Below are 18,742 nucleotides of genomic sequence, written 5' to 3'. Positions count from 1 at the left end.
CCTAGACGCTCAGCCAGGACGCCTGCGGCCCGGCGCACTGGTGCGGCCAGCCCACCTCGTGCCGGTACCACCAGGCTGGTCTGGTCTCGCCGTTCGGCAGCGTGTACCGCGGCGGGCCGCCGATCCGGCGCAGCCCGGCGGCCTCCAGCGACCGCGCGCTGGCGAAGTTGCCCACCTCGGCCCCGGCCTGGATCCGGGAAAGGCCCAGATGCTCGTGCCCCAGCAGCAGTCCGGCGGCGAACAGGTCCCGGCCGAACCCCTGTCCCCGGTAGCCCGGCGCGAGGAAACCGCCGGTCTCCGGGCTGCCGTCCTCGCCCGCGTGCACGCTGACCAGTCCGGCACAGCGGCCGGCCACCAGGTCGATCGCGACGATGTCCACCGAATGATGGTCCGGCGCGGTCCAGTCCGGTCCGGTGCCCGGCACTACCCGCAGCGCCTCGGCGCGCATCGGCTCGGCCACCACCGATTCGGGCAACCAGCCCAGCCAGCGCTGCGCGGCCGGATCGCTCCCGGCGGCCACCGCGGCGGCGTACTCCCAGGCCGTGGGGGTACGGAAGAGAAACCGGCCGAGCGCGAACGCATGACCGCGGCGGTCGCAGGCGCGCTTCGCCATCAGCCGCCCGCGGCGGGTCAGCCGGTGCACCAACGGTGCATTGCTCGCAAACGCCATCGCGCCGGAAATGCTACCCCTCGCTTGTTATGGTGATCGGGTGACGGCCGTACCGGAAACAACCGATGTCGACGGCGGGCGCGCGGCCCAGCCTCGGCACCTCATTGTGTCCGTCTACGGCGTGCACCACCAGGCTGGGGGCAAATGGCTCTCGGTGGCCGCACTGATCGACCTGCTCGCCGTGGTCGGCATCGACGAACCGGCGGTGCGCTCGTCCATCTCCCGGCTGAAGCGGCGCGGAGTGCTCGAAGCGGTGCGCCTGGACGGGGCAGCCGGGTACGAATTGTCCGGTACCGCACTGGATTTGCTGCACGAAGGCGACGACCGGATCTTCCGCCGCGATCGCGCGAAGCTCGCCGACGGCTGGCTGCTGGCGGTGTTTTCGGTGCCGGAGGCCGAACGGCACAAGCGGCACGTGCTGCGCACCCAGCTGTCGCGGCTCGGGTTCGGCACCGCGTCCTCCGGGGTCTGGATCGCGCCCGCGCACCTGTACGAGGCCACCGTCGACACCCTCGACCGGCTGGAACTCTCCGAATACGCCGACCTCTTCCGCGCTGAGCACCTGGCGTTCGGCGACCCGGCCGAGAAGGTCCGCGAGTGGTGGGACCTGGATCAGCTGGACGAGCTGTACACGGCTTTCCGCGAGGAGCACGAACCGACGCTGCGGCGCTGGCAGCGGCGGCGCACGACCCCGGCCGACGAAGCGTTCGCGGACTACCTGCGGGTGCTCACCGACTGGCGGCGGATGCCGTACCTGGACCCGTGCCTGCCCGCCGAACTGCTGCCGGACGGCTGGTCCGGCATCCGTGCCGCCGAAGTGTTCTTCGCACTGCACGACCGGCTCGAAGACGCCGCGCGCAAGCACCTGCGCGCGGTCATCAGCGGCTGAGGACCGCGTACCCCTGCACTTCCACCAGCGCCTCGACGTCCCACAGCCGGCTCACGCCGATGCCCGCCATCGCCGGATAATCGGCGCCCACCAGGCGCTTCCACACCCGGCCGATCTCCCGCGCGCGGGCTTTGTAGTCGTCCATGTCGACGATGTAGACGGTCAGGCTGCACAGGTCCGCGGGCCCGCCGCCGGCCGCGCGCAACGCGGTCAGCAGGTTGCCGAGCGCCTGCTCGAACTGCGCCACCACGCCGTCGCCGACGATCCGGCCATCGGCGTCCAGCGCGGTCTGCCCGGCCAGGAACACCAGCCTGCCCTCGGCGGTCACCGCGTGCGAGAACCCGGACGGCTTGCCCAGCTCCGGGGGATTGATCCGCTCCATGCCGGGAGCCTAACCCATCTCTCGTCTTCTTGACGACCGTAGTTCACACGACATACCCTGAGCGGCGTGCGGATTTCAGTAGTCGGCGGCGGGCCAGCGGGCCTCTACTTCGCCGTGCTCGCGAAGCAACTCGGGCCGGACCACGAGATCACCGTCTGGGAACGCAACGCGCCGGACGACACGTTCGGCTTCGGCGTCGTCTTCTCCGACGAGACCCTCGGCGGCATCGAGCACGCCGACGCGGCCGTGCACGACGCGATGAGCCGCGAGTTCGCCCGCTGGGACGACATCGACGTGCACTACCGCGGCACCGTCTCCACCTCCGGCGGGCACGGGTTCGCCGCGATGAGCCGCAAACGGCTGCTGGCGATCCTGCAGCAGCGCTGCCGGGAAATGGGTATCGATGTCCGATTCCGCAGCACCGCCCCGGATCCGGCGACGCTGGCCGCCTCGTCCGACCTGGTGGTCGCCGCCGACGGGGTCAACTCCGCGGTGCGGGCGACGTTCGCCGGCGCGTTCCAGCCGACCGTCGAGACCCGGCAGTGCCGCTATATCTGGCTCGGCACCGACTTGGTCTTCGACGCGTTCAAGTTCCACGTCCTCGAGACGCCGCACGGCATCATGCAGGTCCACGGTTACCCGTACGGCCGCGACGGCAGCACGTTCATCCTGGAGATGCACGAAGACGTGTGGCAGCGCGCGTTCGGCCCGATCGCCGCCACCGGGCTGGGGCCAGGCGAGAGCGACGAGAAGTCCATCGAGCTGATCCGCTCGCTCTGCACGGACATCTTCGCCGGGCATCAAGTGCTGGCCAACAACTCGAAGTGGGCCACCTTCGGCACTGTCCGGTGCGGAAGCTGGGTGCACGACAACGTCGTGCTGCTCGGCGACGCCGCGCACACCGCGCACTTCTCGATCGGTTCGGGCACGAAGCTCGCGATGGAAGACGCGCTGGCGCTCGCCGCGTGCCTGCACGAGCAGCCGACCGTGCCGGAAGCCCTTGCCGCGTACGAAGAAGAGCGTCGTCCGGTAGTCGCTTCCACCCAGCGCGCCGCGCAGGCGAGCCTGGAGTGGTTCGAGAACCTGGCCCAGTACACGCATCAAGACCCGGAGCAGTTCGCGTTCAACCTGCTCACTCGCAGCCGTCGCGTCACCTACGACAACCTGAAGCTGCGCGACCGGGAGTTCGCCGCGTCACTGGACCAGTGGTTCGCTGATTCGCTCGGCACTTCGGTCGCGCCGCCGATGTTCCAGCCCGTCCGAATCGGTTCGCTGGAGCTGGCGAACCGGGTCGTAGTGTCGCCGATGGACATGTACTCCGCGGTCGACGGCGTGCCCGGCGAGTTCCACCTCGTGCACCTGGGCAGCAAGGCGCTCGGCGGGGCCGGGCTGGTGATGACCGAGATGATCTGCGTGTCCGCCGAGGGCCGGATCACGCCGGGCTGTCCCGGGTTGTACAACTCGGAGCAAGAAGCCGCGTGGGAACGGATCGTCTCCTTCGTGCACCGCGAAACTCCGGCGAAGATCGGGCTGCAGCTGGGGCATTCCGGGCGGAAGGGCTCCACGAAGCTGATGTGGGAGGGCATCGACGATCCGCTTCCGGAAGGCAACTGGGAAGTCTGCGCGCCTTCCGCGTTGCCCTACTCCGCGAACAACCAGACGCCGCGGGAGTTGTCCGTCGCGGAACTGGCGGAGATCCGGGACCAGTTCGTCGCGGCCGCCGAGGCCGCCGCCCGCGCCGGCTTCGACCTGCTGGAACTGCACTGCGCGCACGGATACCTGCTGTCGTCCTTCCTTTCGCCGCTGACCAACCACCGCACCGACGCCTACGGCGGTTCCCCGGAGAACCGGCTCCGCTTCCCGCTGGAGGTCTTCGACGCGATCCGTGCGGTGTGGCCGGCGGATCGCCCGCTGACCGTCCGGATCTCGGCCACCGACTGGTTCGAAGGCGGCAACGACGCGGAGGAGGCGGTCGCCATCGCGCAAGCCTTCGCCGAACACGGCGCGGCCGCGATCGATGTCTCCACCGGCCAGGTCGTCAGCGAGGAAAAGCCGAAGTTCGGGCGGAGCTACCAGACCCCGTACGCGGACCGGATCCGCAACGAAGTCGGCCGTCGTTACGGCACCGCGGTGATCGCCGTCGGCGCGATCTCGTCTTACGACGACGTGAACTCGCTCATCCTGGCCGGCCGGGCCGACCTGTGCGCGCTGGGCCGCACCCACCTGTTCGATCCACAGTGGACCTTGCACGCGGCGGCCGCGCAGGACTATCCGGTCGAGTGGCCCAAGCAGTGGGCGGCGGGCAAACGGGCCCCGCAAACCGGCCGGACCGACGGCCCGGAACCACGGCTGGACCTCGTCCGCACGGGCGGCCACCAGACCGCACATGCCCGCTGGCGACCGGAGGAAGCCCGATGAACGCGTTCGCTTTCACTCCCGAGCAGACCGCATATGCGGCTTCGGTGCGCGAGATCGCCGCGTCGCAGCTGGTCCCGCTGGCTTCCGCCGGTGCCGAAGGAACGGTCAACCGTCCGCTGCTGAAGGCGATGGGTTCGCACGGCTTGCTCGCGCGGCTGTTCCCCGGCGTCGAGAGCGGACAGCCGACTCGGCAGGCTGCCGCGACCGACCTGTGCCTGCTCCGAGAAGCTCTGGCCACGCAGTGCACCGAAGCGGAGACTGCACTTGCTTTGCAGGGGCTGGGCAGCTACCCGGTGCTGCAGTCTGGTTTGGACGAACAGGTGCGGCGCTGGCTGCCCGCGGTCGCCGCCGGGGACGCGGTCGCGGCCTTCGCACTGACCGAGCCGGACGCTGGCTCGGACGCCGCCGCCTTGCAACTGGCGGCCGAGCGGGACGGTGACGGCTGGCGGTTGACCGGGACCAAGATGTGGATCTCGAACGCGCCGGAGGCCGATTTCTACACCGTTTTCGCGCGAACCACGCCGGACGCGGGTTCCCGCGGGGTGAGTGCGTTCGTGGTCCCTGGCGATCGGGCCGGGCTCGGCGGGGAGCATCTGGATCTGGTGAGCCCGCATCCGATCGGCACGGTGGTCTTCGACGGCGTCCGGGTGGAGCGGAACGAACTGCTCGGCGAGGAGAACCGCGGCTTCGCGGTGGCCATGCGAACGTTGGATTTGTTCCGCCCGAGTGTCGGCGCGTTCGCGGTCGGGATGGCGCAGGCGGCGCTGGACGCGAGCGTCTCGTACACCGCTTCGCGGGAGGCTTTTGGCGGGCCCTTGGTGAAGCAGCAGACTGTCGCGCACACGCTGGCGGAGATGGCCACGCGTACGGAGGCCGGGCGGCTCCTGGTTTATGCCGCCGCCGCCGCGTACGACGCAGGTGAGGAGAACCTCGCCGGACGCGCGGCCATGGCCAAGTTGTTCGCCACCGAAGCCGCCCAGTACGTGGTGGATCAGGCGGTGCAGCTGCACGGGGCACGCGCGTTGCGGCGAGGGCATTTGCTGGAGCATCTGTACCGGGAGGTCCGGGCGCCGCGGATTTATGAAGGGGCGTCGGAGATCCAGCGGACGATCATCGCCCGGTCGTTGCGGAAGTGAGCGGCGTTCGGTGTCCCCCACGCACCGAACGCCACCCCCTCAGGCGGCCGCTGTGCGCCGTCGAGGTTTCCGGTCCAGCCACAGCTGCGCACAGATCAGGGCGAACGTCCAGCTCACCCATGCGCCGATGGCCGCGATGGACTGGCCGAGCGCGATCTCGCTGCCGCCGAACGTCGTGTTCAGTTGCGGGGCCAGGAAGATCGCCGCGATCGGGCCGATAACGCGGTTCAGGATGATCGACATGGTCAAGGCGAAGCTGCGGATCATCCAACGACGGTGGTCGCCGAAACGGCGTTCCCTGGCCGCGCGGTAGCCGGCGAAGGTGGCGCCGAGCCAGATCACCGCGAGCAGGACGTCACTTGCCCGGGTCGCCGGGCCGAAGGGACTCGCCGCGCCGACAGTCAGCGCCATGACGCCGGACGGGAGCACGCCGGCGAATACGTACGCGCGGCCGGCGTAGCGGTGGAGCCGCGGTCGCGTTCGGCGAAGCCAAGGCCAGATCTGGAGCAGCGCGGTGATCATGGCGATGCTGCCGAAGACTACGTGCCCGACCAGGAGCCAGTAGTGCGCGGGGAAACCGTCCGGGGCGGGGACCCGGGATTGAGCCGGGTCCAGCGCCAGGTAGGGCGGCAGGGCGTAGGCGAGGAAGGCGACGACCACCAGGCCCAGCGGGGCTATCCAGGGGCGCTGCCAGGGCTTCTTCCGTGCCTGGGCCTGGGTCGGGCTGGTCGGTTTGAAGTCTGTTCCAGTGCTCACATCGTCCCCCTCGGTACTGGTTCGCGGCTTTGACGCTAGGGCGGCAGCGGCGAGGAGGGGATGCGGGCGGCCGGTGTTGTCCAGGTAGGGATGGCCCTACCCGCGCACTGTGTTGGCGATATGGGCGGGCCTTCGACGGCGCTACCCGGCCTCCGCCGACGCTGCGGGGGCGTTCGCCGACGCTCCGCGACCTTCGGCGGCGTCCCGGCCTTCGGCGGCGCTCCCGGCCTTCGGCGGCGCTCCGGGGTCTTCGGCGGCGCTCCGGGACTTCGGCGGCGTCCCGGGGTCTTCGGCGGCGCTCCGGGGTCTTCGGCGGCGTCCCGGTGCCTTCGCCGGCTGTCCGTGAGGGGCCCCTTGAGGGAATCCAATTCCGTGAAGGGGCCCCTCACGGAACGGACTGCTCGACGGAACCCAAGTCCGTGACGGGGCCCCTCACGGACATGGCCGCGGGGGCAAGCTCTCCCGCGCGTCCGGGCAAGCTGACTGCACCGCAGGCCTCGGCACCGTTGCCGCAGAGGTATAGACCAGGCATACTTCTCCCACCTTTGTTGCCCGGCACGACAAAGTCCCCGTCGCCCTCGCCGCCAGCACCGCCGGAAGCGGGTTGGCGAGGCTGCTTCCTGCGCACGCAGGAATCCGAAACCGAGGTGACACCAGCATGTCCCGTCTCCGCAGTCTCGCCGCTGCCGCCCTGCTCGCCTTTGGCGGGCTGGTCGCACCGGCCGTCCTCGCTCCTCCTCCGGCCGCCGCGGCGACCAGTTTCAGCGACGATTTCGACGGTCCGGCCGGCGCTGCCGCCGATGGCTCGAAATGGAATTACGAAACCGGCGACAACAACGGCAACAATCACGAACGCCAGTGGTACACCGCGGGCGCGGCCAACGCCGCACTCGACGGCCAGGGCCATCTGGTGATCACCGCCAAGCGCGAGAACTCCGGTCATACCTGCTGGTACGGCACCTGCGAATACACCTCCGCCCGGCTCAACACCGCGGGAAAATTCAGCCAGGCGTACGGGCACGTCGAGACGCGCATGAAGATCCCGCGCGGGCAGGGCATGTGGCCTGCCTTCTGGATGCTCGGCGGCGGAAACTGGCCGACAGACGGCGAAATCGACGTGATGGAGAACATCGGACGCGAGCCCAACACGGTGCACGGCACGATTCACGGGCCAGGCTACTCCGGTGCGAACGGCATCGGCGCGGCCTATACCGGGCCGAATTTCTCCGATGATTTCCACACCTACGCGGTGGACTGGTCGCCCAACAAGATCGTCTGGTCAGTGGACGGCAACGCCTACCAGACCCGCACTCCGGCCGATCTCAACGGAAATCGCTGGGTCTATGACCACCCGTTCTACCTCATCCTCAACCTCGCCGTGGGCGGCGACTGGCCTGGAAACCCGGACGGCAGCACGCAATTCCCGCAGCAGCTCGTCGTCGACTACGTGCACGTGACCACCAGCGACAGCAGCGCCTCCGGCCGGATCATCGGCATCGGCGGGAAGTGCGTCGACGTGCCGTGGGCGAACCCGGCGAACTTCACCCAGCTGCAAATCACCGACTGCAACGGCAATGCCGCGCAGAACTGGACGGTCGGCAGCGACGGCACGATCCGCGCGCTCGGCAAGTGCATGGACGTCAACGGAGCAGGCACCGCCGACGGCACCGCGGTCCAGATGTACGACTGCAACAACACCAACGCCCAGCAGTGGGTCGTCACCGCGGCGCACGACATCGTCAATCCGCACGCGAACAAGTGTCTCGACGCGGCCGGCGCCAGCTCCGCGAACGGGACGAAACTTCAGCTGTGGACGTGCACCGGAAACGCGAACCAGAAGTGGAGCGTCAACCAGTAGCGCGACGGCGGGCCGTGATCTCCCCTCGGTCACCACGGCCCGCCTCGGTCCCGCCATCCCTGGCACCGCGTGCACCGGACGGGGAACCCATCGTCCGGTCGCCTTCCGCGCGTCGGCTGGGGGTCCCGGCGCTCGGGGCGACGCTCTCACGCGGCCCGACGCCGACGGTAGTCAGGCAACCCGCGCCGTGCCGCCTTTCGAGTGACGAGAGGGTCCGAACGGCCATGCTCGCTGCCTTCCCGGGCAATCCGGTAACGCCTCAGCGCGATCCGGTCAGCTCAGGTGCACGCTCCGAGTAAGCCTCGACCAGCTGCGCTTCCGCATCGTCGAGGTATTCCGCCAGCAGCTCGGCGGTACGCATACCGTCGCCAGTTTCGAGCACGCCCAGGATTTCGTGGTTACGCGGCAGGTATCGCTCGTGAAACCGTCGCGGGTCTGCCATCACGTGGAACACCAGCCGCAGCTCCGCGGTGAGCGCCTGCATCAGCTCGACGATGCGCTCGCTCCCGGTGAGCGCCACCAGCTCCGCGTGGAACCGGATGTTCGCCGTGCCGAGGTCCTGCCACTGCGCCTGTTTCGCCGCGCGATCGCCATCGGACACCGTTGCCGCCACCTTCGCGTACGACGGGGGCTTCGCGGTCACCTCGCGGACCGCGGCACACTCGATGATCTTGCGAACCCGGTAGATGTCGCGCACGTCCTCGACGCTCGGCACCCGGACGAACACCCCCCGGTTCAGCTCGTGCACCAGCAGCCGCTCGTGGGTCAACAGCCGGAAGGCTTCCCGGAGCGTGTTGCGCGAGACGCCGAGCGCGCTGCCGATGTCCTGTTCCGACAGCCGCACCCCAGGCAGGAAGAACCCTTCCGCGATGCGCGTGCGCAACACGCCGGCGACTCGTTCCGCCGTGCTCGTGCGCCCCAGCAAGCCGCGATCGGCTTCCAGCCCCATCGGCTCTCCGTCGGTAACCACGTCGCCCAGCGTAGCCAGCCGTCCGAGAACAATAAAATGAGGGACTTGTGGGATTGTTCAACAATCCAGTACCGTAGCGGCCATGTGACCCGTGCCACCATGAGTCCATCCCCCTTGTGAGGTGCCCCCATGAACGTCCAAGTCACCGACGGCACAGCGAACGCGGCCCGCCCGTTCGGCTGGTACCGCTCGCTCGGCCAGAAGGGCCGCCGTGCCTTCATCGGCGCCTTTGGCGGCTACGGCCTCGATTCGTTCGACTACCAAACCCTGCCCTTCGGCCTGGCCGCGATCACCGTGTACTTCGGCATCACCTCCGGCGAGGCGGGGCTGCTCAGCACGGTCACGCTGGTGGTGTCCGCGATCGGCGGCGTCGGCGCGGGCGTCCTGGCGGACCGGATCGGCCGGGTCCGCACCCTGCAGCTGACCATCGCGATGTACACGATCTTCACCGTGCTCTGCGGGTTCGCGCCCAACTTCGAGACGCTGCTGATTTTCCGCGGCCTGCAGGGACTCGGGTTCGGCGGCGAGTGGGCGGTCGGCGCGGCGCTGGTCGCGGAGTACTCCTCGGCGCGGTACCGGGGACGCACAGTCGCGTTCGTGCAGAGCGCCTGGGCGGTGGGCTGGGGCCTGCTGGTGATCGTCTACACGGTGCTGTTCAGTGTGCTGGACCAGGACATCGCGTGGCGCGTGCTGTTCTGGGTCGGGGTGCTCCCGGCATTGCTCGTGCTGTGGGTGCGGAAGCGGATCGAGGACGCGCCGGAAGCCGCCGCACGCCGCGTCTCGGCCAGGACCAAGGGGTCGCTCGCCGGAATTTTCCGCAAGGACCTGCTGCGCACCACGATGTTCGCCGCGCTGCTCGCGACCGGCGTCCAGGGCGGCTACTACACGCTGTTCACCTGGATGCCGAAGTATCTGCAGAGCAGCCGGGGCCTGTCCGTCGTCAACACCGGCGGCTACTTCGCGCTGTTGATCCCGGGCGCGTTCATCGGCTATGTCTGCGGCGGCTACCTCACCGACCTGCTCGGCCGAAAGAAGACGTTCCTGCTGTTCTCGGTCCTCTCCGCGCTGCTGATCGTGCTGTTCGTCCAGCTGCCCTACGGCGCGAACGGCCTGATGCTGCTGATCAGCTTCCCGCTCGGGTTCTCCACCTCGGCCATCTTCAGCGGGTTCGGCGCTTACCTCGCCGAGCTGTACCCGACCGAGCTGCGCGCCACCGGCCAGGGCTTCACGTACAACTTCGGCCGCGCGGTCGGTGCCGCTTTCCCCGCGGTGGTGGGCTTCCTGGGCGCGGGCGGAGCGATCGTGCTCGGCGCGGTGGGCTACGCCATCGCCGCGGCAGCGCTGCTCGGGCTGCCGGAAACTCGCGGCAGGGAGCTGGTGTCATGACGATCTTCCAGGACCCCGCGACGCTCACCCCGGCCGAAGCCCGCGCGCTGTTCCGGGCCGGCACCGAACGCCCGACCACCGGCTGGGCCGACGGTTACGCGCAAACCAATCTGATCGCCGTGCCCGAGGACTGGGCGGACGACGTCGCCGAGTTCTGCGGACGCAACCCGCAGCCGTGCCCGGTGCTCGACGTCAGCGCGCCCGGCGATCCGAGCACGCTGCTCGCGCCCGGAGCGGATCTGCGCACCGATCTGCCCCGCTATCGCGTCTGGCACAACGGCGCGCTGACCAGCGAACTCAGCGATGTCACCGGGCTGTGGCGCAGCGACCTGGTCGCCTTCTCGATCGGCTGCAGCTTCACCTTCGAGACCTCGCTGCGCGACGCGGGCATCCCGTTGCGGCACGTGGAGCAAGGCCGCAATGTCGCGATGTACGTGACGAACCGGCAGTGTGCACCGGCGGGCCGGCTGAGCGGCCCGATGGTGGTGTCGATGAGGCCGATCCCGGCGGATCGGGTCGAGGACGCGGTCCGCATCACCGGCGCGATGCCCGCCGTGCACGGTGCACCAGTCCACGTCGGCGACCCGGCCGAGCTGGGCATCTCCGACCTGGCGCGACCCGATTTCGGTGATCCGGTCGACGCCGCGCCGGGAGACGTGCCAGTGTTCTGGGCCTGCGGCGTCACCCCGCAGGCGGCGCTGATCGCGTCGCGGCCTCCGTTCGCGATCACGCACGCCCCTGGGTACATGTTCGTGACGGACAAGCACGACCGCGATTACCGGGTGGGATGACATGGACCTCAACAGCGACCTCGGAGAGGGCTTCGGCGCCTGGGAGATGGGCGACGACGAAGCCATGCTCGACATCGTGACCAGCGCGAACATCGCGTGCGGCTTTCACGCCGGCGAGGCGAGCGTGATGCGCCGGGTGTGCGTTCGCGCGGCCGAGCGCGGCGTCACCATCGGCGCGCACGTCGGCTACCGCGACCTCGCCGGCTTCGGCCGCCGCGCGCTCGATATCGCGCCGGAAGACCTCGCAGACGAAGTGCTGTACCAAATCGGCGCTCTCGACGCTTTCGCGCGCGCAGCGGGTAGTCAGGTGCGGTACGTGAAGGCGCATGGCGCGCTGTACAACACTGCCGGTGTCGATTCGAAGCAAGCAGCGGCGCTAGTGGAAGGCGTACTGCGCTTTCGCGAGGAGCTGGCACTGCTGTGCCCGCCTGACTCCGAAATGCTGCGCGCGGCTCAGGCCGCGGGCGTGCCCGCGTACGCAGAAGCGTTCGCCGACCGCGCGTACACACCGGAAGGGCGCCTCGTGTCGCGCAAGCTGCCTGGTGCCGTCCTGTACGACGCTGACGACGTCGCCGCCCGAGCCCTCACCATGGCAACGACCGGCGAGGTGGTGGACGCGGAGGGCGGCAAGCTGTCGCTGCGCGCGGATTCTCTGTGCGTGCACGGCGATACCCCGGGCGCGGTGGAGCTGGCCCGGCGGATTCGGGACTCCCTCACGGAGTCCGGCGTGAAGTTGAGGCCGTTCGTGTGAGCACTATCTTGCGCTACGGGCGTTCCGCGTTGCTGGTGGAGGTCGATGACGTGCTCGGGTTCCAGGCGGCCTGCGAAGCCGCTCAGCCCGAGGGCGTTGTCGAACTCGTTCCCGCCGCTCGCACCCTGCTGGTCCGTTTCGATCCGGCCCGTACCGACGCCTCCGCCCTGTCCGCTTTGCTGGCAACACTGTCCCCGGTGGAGATTCCTGCTGGTTCGGCGGCAACCGTCACCCTGCCGGTCCGCTACGACGGAGCCGACCTTTCCGAGGTCGCCGAGGCCACCGGCTTGTCCGTCTCCGCGGTAATCCACCGGCATTCGTCGGCCGTCTACGTCGCGGCGTTCTGCGGTTTCGCTCCCGGTTTCGCCTACCTGACCGGCCTCGATCCAGTCCTGCACCTGCCGCGCCGCAGCACCCCGCGCACCCGGGTGCCGGCCGGCGCGGTCGCGATCGCCGGCGAGTACAGCGCCGTCTACCCGCATCCGTCACCCGGCGGCTGGCATCTGCTCGGCCACTGCGCCACCACGGTGTGGGACGTCGAACGCGCGCAGCCGAACTTGCTGGTCCCGGGCACGCGCGTGCGATTCGAGGCGGTCCGATGACCGGCAAAGCGGAAATCCTCGCGACCGGCCCGTTCGCGACCGTGCAGGACCTGGGGCGGCCGGGGTACGCGGCGGTCGGCGTCGGCCGGTCCGGTGCGGCCGACCGGGGCTCGCTGAAGCTGGCCAACCGGCTCGTCGGCAACCCGGAAACCCATGCCGCGCTTGAGATCACCCTCGGCGGCCTGCGACTGCGGGTCTCCGAACTCACCGTCGTCGCGGTCACCGGCGCCTCGGTCCCGGTCCGCGCCGGCGGCCGCCCGGCGGCGACCAACGCGCCGATCATCCTGCGTCCCGGCGACGAGCTGGAGCTGGGCATCGCCGAGATCGGCCTGCGCGGCTACGTCGCGCTCCGCGGCGGCGTGGACGTCTCGCCGGTGCTGGGCGCCCGAGCCACCGACACGCTGGGCAAGCTGGGCCCTCCCGTCCTGGCGGCCGGGATGTCGCTGCCGATCGGGTCCACTGTGGAGCATTCGCCGCGGGTCGATGTCGCCCCGGTGCCGCCGCTGCCGGCCGAACCCGTGCTGCGCCTGGAACCCGGCCCGCGACTGGACTGGTTCACCGAGTCCGCGCTGTCCACTTTGTGCACCGGCGGCTACACCGTGACGAGCGACCTGGACCGGATCGGCGTACGACTGGACGGTCCGCCGTTGACCCGCGCCCGCAGCGGCGAGCTGGCGCCGGAAGCCGCCGTCCCCGGTGCACTGCAAGTGCCCCCCTCCGGGGTGCCGATCCTGTTCCTGGCCGACCACCCGGTCACCGGCGGCTATCCGGTCGCCGCGGTCGTGGACGAGGCCGATCTGGACCTGGCCGCGCAGCTCCGGCCCGGCCAGCAGGTGCGGTTCACCTGCCCGAGACGCGCAGCGTGAGGTTGAGCCGTCCGGTCAGGCCAAGATCCGGATCCGCCGTGCCGGGGAGGGTTTTCGGCACCCCGTGATAGGCCAGCCGGGCCGGGCCGCCGAAGACGAACAGGTCGCCGGAGCGGAGCTCCACGTCGGTGTAGGGCCGGTTGCGGTTTTCGGTGTTGCCGAAGCGGAAGACGCAGGCGTCGCCGAGGCTGAGCGAGACGACCGGCTCGGTCGAATTCTCGTCTTTGTCCTGGTGCATCCCCATTTTCGCGGCGGCGTCGTAGTAGTTGACGAGCGCGACGTCCGGCCGGTAGTCCTCGGCGGGCCGCTCGTACGCGTCGGCGAGCGCGCGCCGGCCGAGCTCCGCCAGCCAGTGCGGGAACGGTTCGACCGGCGAGCCGTCCTCGCGGGTGCGGGAATAGCAGTAGGGCAGCCACTGCCAACCAAGGCAGACCGTGCGCACCGACATCACGCCGCCGCCGGGCAGCTTCGTCGAGCGGTAGCCGCGCCAGCCGCGACAGGCCGCGATCAAGTCGAGTTGTTCTTGTCGGCCGAGCCACTCCGGCAGGTGCACCGCACCCGGGCTGATTTCCCGCCGCGGCCTGGGAAGCAGTTCCATCATCGAACCAGCTGGCGAGCGGCCGCAGGAGCCACCCGAACAGGCACTCCTGCGGCGGGCTCCCCTCGCCACTTGCCGCCAGGCTTCGGACACTTCCACACCGAGGCGGCTGCCGCCAGAGCTTGCTCAGCTACAACTAGGACTCGTGACTTAAGGTAGTTGCGAGAGCAACCTGGCGTCACGGGAATTCCACCACCGTCACGCCCGCCCGCGCCGGTACCGGATCACTCATCCGCGCGAGTGCGTCCGGCACCTCGTCCAGCCCGATCCGCGCGCCGATCAACCCGGCAAGGTCGATCCCGGACCATTCGACCACGCCGAGCAGCTCCGGATACTCATGCGCCTGAAGGCCGTGGATCCCGACGATTTCCAGCTCCCTGCCGACCACGCGATGCATCGGAATCGGCGGCACCCCCTGACTGGGCGGCATCAGCCCGGCCTGCACGTGCCGACCGCGCTTGCGCAGGCTGTCCACCGAGGCCGCGCAGGTGACCGGCGAACCGAGGCAGTCGAGCGACACGTGCGTGCCGCCGTCCGTACGCTCGCGGACGTACGCCGCCAGCGCCTCGGGACTGTCGAACTGCCCCGCGTCGACACTGAACACCGCTCCCGACCGCTCCGCCAGCTCCCGCGCCGGAGCCGACACGTCGACGGCGACGACCTTCGCCCCCGCCGCGGCGGCCAGCAGCACTGCCGAGATCCCGACGCCGCCGCAGCCGTACACCGACACCCATTGGCCGGCGCGCACTCCGCCCTGCCGCAACACCGCCCGAAACGCCGTCCCGAACCGGCACCCCAACGCTGCAGCCTCCGCCGAAGACATCGAATCCGGCAACGCGACGAGGTTCGCCTGCGCATGCTCGATCGCGACCAGTTCGGCGAACGACCCCCAGTGCGTCGCACCCGGTTGGAATTCGTCGTCGCAGATCTGCTGGTCGCCCTTGGCGCACTGGGCGCACACCCCGCACGCACACACGAACGGCACGGTCACCCGCGTCCCGACCGGCCAGCCGGTCACTCCCGACCCGACCTGGACGATCCGCCCGGCAAGCTCGTGCCCGGCCACCTGCGGAAGCCGTACTGCCTCGTCGTGCCCCTGCCAGGTATGCCAATCGCTGCGACACACCCCGGTCGCCTCGACCGCGATGACGACCCCGCCCTCCGACGGGACCGGATCCGGCACCTGCTGCACGGTGGGGAGGACGCCGAACTTCTCGATCACGACCGCACGCATGCGACCGATCGTAGAAGCCAACCGCCTGCGCAACGGCACCCGGCACACCCCGCACGCACCCCCGCCCTCCCAGGGGGCGACCCTTCTCCAGCCTATCCGCGCGAGCCGACGAAAACCGCCGCGGAACCGAGTTGTCCACACCGAGTGCCAGTTGTGGACAATCCGGTTGAGCCGAACACCAGTCCGAGCGCCAGTCCGCGTCCGAGCACCGCGCCCGCCTGCTCCTCGGCAGCCGAGACTCGGCAGCCGAGACAAGGACGCGGCGGACGGCGACCCGCCGGCGTCGGGATTCGCCGGCGCGCCTGCCGTCCGCCGCGGCCGGGCGCGCTCAGGGGAGCGGCTGGCCCGGCTGGTGGTACGGGCCGCGCGGGCGCGGCGGGCCGAGCAGGCGGCGCAGCGAACCGTCCGGCACGCCCAGCACTTCCTCGAGGTTCTTCAACGCCCGCAACGATTCCGCGCGTTCTGGACGGCAGCGCCCGGATTGCCAGTGGCTCAGCGTCGCAAGGCTGACTGTCGCGCCTTTGCCGTGCAGGCGGTACCTGATCCGTTCCAATCCGAGCCCGCGGGCCCGGATCGCCGCGCGCAGCGCTTCGGCGAACGGGCCGGTTTCAAGCAGTTGCCCGAGGTCGCTTCCCGTGGTGTTCCCCCGGTCCATCGTCCGCGTTTGCTGACCGGTCATCGCACACGCTCCGAACCATGTCGCTTGGAAAACTCGGAGCGTAGGCCGGAAATTGCTTGATCGGAAGAGCCATCACCCTTGTGCGGGCAATGCCCGGGCAATCGCGGCGAGCTGTTCGGCATAGCCGGAATTGACCGTGACACAGGAAATTCCCCACCGCTGCCGCCAGCGGAGAAGCGTTTCCCCGGCGGCCTCAGGGTTTTCCGGCAGTACCGTTACCGCTTTTTCCGCGACGAGCTGCGGCACGTCCACCCCGGCGTAGCGCGCCAGCTGCGGCGAAGGCTGGTCCCCGATCGCCGTCAAGTTCACCGCGGTTTCGATCTCCCGGGCCCCCGCGAACGACCGGAAAGTGTCCACAATGGAGTCAGCCTGTTCTTCGGTGGTGCGCGGCCCCCAGGAAAACGTCACGACGTCGGCTTTCCGCGCGGCGAGCTCGACCATCTTCGGCCCGGATCCGGCGAGCATCAGCCGCGGCCGGTCCGGGCGTTCGGCGAGCACCTCGAGCGTGTCCGACAGCCGGGCGATGCGCTCCCCCGGCTTGGCGAACTCCCGGCCGAGCGTCCCCGCGTGCTTTCCGGCCCCGGGATGCCCGACGCCCAGTCCGAGCAGGAAGCGACCGCCGGTCGCTTGATGCAGTGAATCGGCTTGCCACGCAAGGTGCCGGGCGTCGCGGAACGGGTCGGCGAGCACGAACGTGCCGACCGTCAACCGGTCGGTGACCGCCGCGGCGGCCGGGACGAGCGTCAGCGGATCGAGTCCGGCGACCGGGTCGGTCGCGAACATCGTGTCGAGCCCGAGTTCCTCGATGCGGCGGGCCTGCGCGGTCCAGGCAGTCAGGCTGGGGGCGAAACCTGCGACGATTCCGAAGCGAAGCGGCTTGGCGGTAGTCATGCCGATTATGGTCGGCGCACCACCGGCCCGGCACATCCGGCTGGCGGCGACACTCGCCCGTACGCCCGGGAGCGCACGCCTCAGCGCAGCGTGACCGACAACGCCTGCGCGATCTCCTTGCCGATGGCGTGCGTGGCCGCGTCCGGCGGCTGGCCGACCTTGACCACCATCGGCCCGCCGAACGGCTGCCGCTCGACCACCTCGATCCGCTCGCCGAGGTTGATCGCGTGCTCGGTCAGGTATCGCAGCAGGTCCGGGTCGGTGTCCCAGACCCGGACGATCTCGCCGACCGCGCCGGGCGGCAGGTCGTCGAGGATGCGCACCGGCAGCTCCTCGACGCTGCCGTCGGCCGCCGGAATGGGGTCGCCGTGCGGGTCGCGCACCGGGTTGCCGAGCTTCGCGGCGATCCGGTCGACAAGCCGGTCCGACACCGCGTGTTCGAGAGCGTCGGCCTCGGCGTGGACCTCGTCCCAGGTGTAACCGAGCTCGGAGACCAGGTACGTCTCGATCAGCCGGTGCCTGCGCAGCACCGACCGCGCCAGCAGCCGTCCGTCGGCGGTCAGTTCGATGCCCCGATACGGCACGTGCGCGACCAGTCCGAGCTGCGAAAGCTTCGTGACCATGCCCGACGCCGACGACGGGCTCACCTCCAGCCGGCCGGCCAGCGACGCGTTGGTGACCGCCTCGCCCCGCTCGACCAGTCCGTAGATCACCCGCACGTAGTCCTCGACCGACGACGACCTCCGGACGGAACCATCTCCCATGCCGCATACGATACGGGGCCCGCCCCGCGCTGGTTGCCCGGTCGGGCCCGGCGTGGTTGCCCCGGTCGGGGCTGGATCCGCCCGGTGGACCGGCTGGCGGGACCCTTCAAGCTGTCCGTGAAGGACCCCTTGAGGGAATCAGATTCCGTGAAGGGCCCCTTCGCGGACTTGCGCACCGAGCGCGATCGCCGGTCCGGTCGGCTCACGGCCGCCAGCGGTAGCGGACCCAGCCGGGCACCGGCTCCGCGCCGAGCTGGGCGTAGAACGCCTCCGCCTTGGCGTTCCCGGCCTGCATGTCCCACTCCACGCGTCCGGTGGTGCGGGTCCGGAGTTCGTCGAGCAATTCGCTGCCGAGGCCGTACCGGCGGTGTTCCGGGCGGACGAACAGGTCGTCCAGCCAGATCCCCGGCCGCCCCTCCCAGGTGGAGAAATTCCAGCTGCAGAACGCGAATCCGGCGACGAGGTCCGGACGTTCCGGCGGCGTGCAGATCAGCACCCAGGCCTTCGGTTCCGGACCGAACAGGTGGCCGCTCATTTCGGCGCGGTCGAGCTTGAGGTCGTGTTTGTCCTCGTAGACCGCGTGTTCCTCGATGAGGGTGCAAATCTCCTCGACATCTTCGAAGACGGCGTCGCGGACGGGCATCGGGCGCCCCTTTCTCGTCGGTTCTTGTCGGTGGTGACGGTTACGGTGCGGGAATGATCGAAGAGCGGTTCGAAGACCTGGTCGACGAGCTGCAGCACTGCCCGGGCGTCACTCCGCCCCGGCTCGGCCGCGGCTTCGGCTCCCATGCGCTGAAAGTGCACGGGCGGATTTTCGCGATGCTCGTCCGCGGCAGGCTCGTGGTCAAGTTGCCCAGAGCCCGGGTGGACGAACTGGTCGCGGACCGCCACGGGGTGCGCTTCGACGCGAACAAAGGGATTCCGATGAAGGAGTGGTTTTCGATGGATCCGGAGGCACCGGTGGAGTGGAGCGCACTGGCCCGGGAGGCGATGGCATTCGTGGGTGAATGAAGCGCACCAGCCCGGACCGCCGCTATGCCCGCCCCCGCTGCCCTCCGCCGTTCCCCCGGTGCGCCGGGAAGGAGCCGTCTCCCGCTCCTG

At 69.8% G+C, this 18,742-nt stretch carries 20 protein-coding genes; 10 read left to right on the top strand and 10 right to left on the bottom strand.

Annotated elements, in window-relative coordinates:
• Window position 1: 1 nt before the first annotated feature.
• Window positions 2-670 carry a GNAT family N-acetyltransferase gene (locus AMYBE_RS0137640; RefSeq protein WP_020664569.1) on the bottom strand — a complete coding sequence of 223 codons (669 nt, stop codon included), beginning with the start codon at window positions 668-670 and terminating at the stop codon, window positions 2-4.
• A gap of 40 nt (window positions 671-710) precedes the next feature.
• Between AMYBE_RS0137640 and AMYBE_RS0137635 the strand changes: the two genes are divergently transcribed.
• Window positions 711-1,559 carry a PaaX family transcriptional regulator gene (locus AMYBE_RS0137635; protein ID WP_020664568.1) on the top strand — a complete coding sequence of 283 codons (849 nt, stop codon included), beginning with the start codon at window positions 711-713 and terminating at the stop codon, window positions 1,557-1,559.
• On the opposite strand, the gene AMYBE_RS0137630 is transcribed toward AMYBE_RS0137635, so the two are convergent.
• Window positions 1,549-1,941: a RidA family protein gene (locus AMYBE_RS0137630; RefSeq protein ID WP_020664567.1), complete on the bottom strand. Its 393-nt coding sequence runs from the start codon at window positions 1,939-1,941 to the stop codon at window positions 1,549-1,551. The genes AMYBE_RS0137635 and AMYBE_RS0137630 overlap by 11 nt on opposite strands.
• 66 nt (window positions 1,942-2,007) lie before the next feature.
• On the opposite strand from AMYBE_RS0137630, the gene AMYBE_RS0137625 reads away from it, so the two are divergent.
• Window positions 2,008-4,359: a bifunctional salicylyl-CoA 5-hydroxylase/oxidoreductase gene (locus AMYBE_RS0137625; protein ID WP_020664566.1), complete on the top strand. Its 2,352-nt coding sequence runs from the start codon at window positions 2,008-2,010 to the stop codon at window positions 4,357-4,359.
• Window positions 4,356-5,495 (top strand): acyl-CoA dehydrogenase family protein, encoded by a 1,140-nt coding sequence (locus tag AMYBE_RS0137620; protein WP_020664565.1) that lies wholly within the window; start codon window positions 4,356-4,358, stop codon window positions 5,493-5,495. Before AMYBE_RS0137625 ends, AMYBE_RS0137620 begins: the two co-directional genes overlap by 4 nt.
• 39 nt (window positions 5,496-5,534) lie before the next feature.
• On the opposite strand, the gene AMYBE_RS0137615 is transcribed toward AMYBE_RS0137620, so the two are convergent.
• Entirely contained in the window at window positions 5,535-6,173 is a 639-nt protein-coding gene (locus AMYBE_RS0137615) for a DUF2306 domain-containing protein (RefSeq protein WP_027928430.1), read from the bottom strand.
• A 736-nt stretch (window positions 6,174-6,909) separates the two neighbouring features.
• On the opposite strand from AMYBE_RS0137615, the gene AMYBE_RS0137610 reads away from it, so the two are divergent.
• Window positions 6,910-8,109, top strand: coding sequence for a glycoside hydrolase family 16 protein (locus tag AMYBE_RS0137610; RefSeq protein WP_020664563.1), 1,200 nt, complete (start codon window positions 6,910-6,912; stop codon window positions 8,107-8,109).
• A gap of 259 nt (window positions 8,110-8,368) precedes the next feature.
• On the opposite strand, the gene AMYBE_RS0137605 is transcribed toward AMYBE_RS0137610, so the two are convergent.
• Window positions 8,369-9,058, bottom strand: coding sequence for a GntR family transcriptional regulator (locus tag AMYBE_RS0137605; protein ID WP_020664562.1), 690 nt, complete (start codon window positions 9,056-9,058; stop codon window positions 8,369-8,371).
• 150 nt (window positions 9,059-9,208) lie between these two features.
• On the opposite strand from AMYBE_RS0137605, the gene AMYBE_RS0137600 reads away from it, so the two are divergent.
• From AMYBE_RS0137600 to AMYBE_RS0137580, 5 genes are read left to right on the top strand one after another with little or no spacing between them, the layout of a single operon-like run.
• The gene (locus AMYBE_RS0137600) at window positions 9,209-10,465 is read left to right on the top strand and encodes an MFS transporter (RefSeq protein WP_020664561.1); all 1,257 of its coding nucleotides are present in this window, start codon (window positions 9,209-9,211) and stop codon (window positions 10,463-10,465) included.
• Entirely contained in the window at window positions 10,462-11,256 is a 795-nt protein-coding gene (locus AMYBE_RS0137595) for a putative hydro-lyase (protein WP_020664560.1), read from the top strand. The genes AMYBE_RS0137600 and AMYBE_RS0137595 overlap by 4 nt, the downstream gene beginning before the upstream one ends.
• 1 nt (window position 11,257) lies before the next feature.
• Window positions 11,258-12,007, top strand: a complete 750-nt coding sequence (locus AMYBE_RS0137590) for a LamB/YcsF family protein (RefSeq protein WP_020664559.1) — start codon at window positions 11,258-11,260, stop codon at window positions 12,005-12,007.
• Window positions 12,004-12,609, top strand: a complete 606-nt coding sequence (locus tag AMYBE_RS0137585) for a 5-oxoprolinase subunit B family protein (protein WP_020664558.1) — start codon at window positions 12,004-12,006, stop codon at window positions 12,607-12,609. The genes AMYBE_RS0137590 and AMYBE_RS0137585 overlap by 4 nt, the downstream gene beginning before the upstream one ends.
• Window positions 12,606-13,475, top strand: a complete 870-nt coding sequence (locus tag AMYBE_RS0137580; protein ID WP_020664557.1) for a 5-oxoprolinase subunit C family protein — start codon at window positions 12,606-12,608, stop codon at window positions 13,473-13,475. The genes AMYBE_RS0137585 and AMYBE_RS0137580 overlap by 4 nt, the downstream gene beginning before the upstream one ends.
• On the opposite strand, the gene AMYBE_RS0137575 is transcribed toward AMYBE_RS0137580, so the two are convergent.
• The 6 genes from AMYBE_RS0137575 to AMYBE_RS0137550 all read right to left on the bottom strand — a co-directional run bounded on the left by AMYBE_RS0137575 (window position 13,450) and on the right by AMYBE_RS0137550 (window position 18,284).
• Window positions 13,450-14,076 carry an alpha-ketoglutarate-dependent dioxygenase AlkB family protein gene (locus AMYBE_RS0137575; RefSeq protein ID WP_027928428.1) on the bottom strand — a complete coding sequence of 209 codons (627 nt, stop codon included), beginning with the start codon at window positions 14,074-14,076 and terminating at the stop codon, window positions 13,450-13,452. The genes AMYBE_RS0137580 and AMYBE_RS0137575 overlap by 26 nt on opposite strands.
• A gap of 175 nt (window positions 14,077-14,251) precedes the next feature.
• Entirely contained in the window at window positions 14,252-15,307 is a 1,056-nt protein-coding gene (locus tag AMYBE_RS0137570; protein ID WP_020664555.1) for an alcohol dehydrogenase catalytic domain-containing protein, read from the bottom strand.
• A gap of 328 nt (window positions 15,308-15,635) precedes the next feature.
• A complete protein-coding gene (locus AMYBE_RS0137565; RefSeq protein WP_020664554.1) occupies window positions 15,636-15,986 on the bottom strand; it encodes a helix-turn-helix domain-containing protein in 351 nt (116 codons plus the stop codon).
• 72 nt (window positions 15,987-16,058) lie between these two features.
• Window positions 16,059-16,877, bottom strand: coding sequence for an LLM class flavin-dependent oxidoreductase (locus AMYBE_RS0137560; RefSeq protein ID WP_020664553.1), 819 nt, complete (start codon window positions 16,875-16,877; stop codon window positions 16,059-16,061).
• Window positions 16,878-16,957: 80 nt separating this feature from the next.
• Window positions 16,958-17,641, bottom strand: a complete 684-nt coding sequence (locus AMYBE_RS0137555; RefSeq protein WP_020664552.1) for a metal-dependent transcriptional regulator — start codon at window positions 17,639-17,641, stop codon at window positions 16,958-16,960.
• A gap of 202 nt (window positions 17,642-17,843) precedes the next feature.
• Window positions 17,844-18,284 (bottom strand): GNAT family N-acetyltransferase, encoded by a 441-nt coding sequence (locus tag AMYBE_RS0137550; RefSeq protein ID WP_020664551.1) that lies wholly within the window; start codon window positions 18,282-18,284, stop codon window positions 17,844-17,846.
• A gap of 53 nt (window positions 18,285-18,337) precedes the next feature.
• Between AMYBE_RS0137550 and AMYBE_RS46510 the strand changes: the two genes are divergently transcribed.
• Window positions 18,338-18,652, top strand: coding sequence for a hypothetical protein (locus AMYBE_RS46510; protein ID WP_020664550.1), 315 nt, complete (start codon window positions 18,338-18,340; stop codon window positions 18,650-18,652).
• The last annotated feature ends 90 nt before the right edge of the window (window positions 18,653-18,742 follow it).

This window comes from Amycolatopsis benzoatilytica AK 16/65 (assembly GCF_000383915.1).
In the GTDB taxonomy this organism is placed as follows: Bacteria; Actinomycetota; Actinomycetes; order Mycobacteriales; family Pseudonocardiaceae; genus Amycolatopsis; species Amycolatopsis benzoatilytica.
The sequence above is the reverse complement of the archived record's forward strand: the minus strand, read 5'-3'. Positions and strand labels throughout refer to the sequence as shown.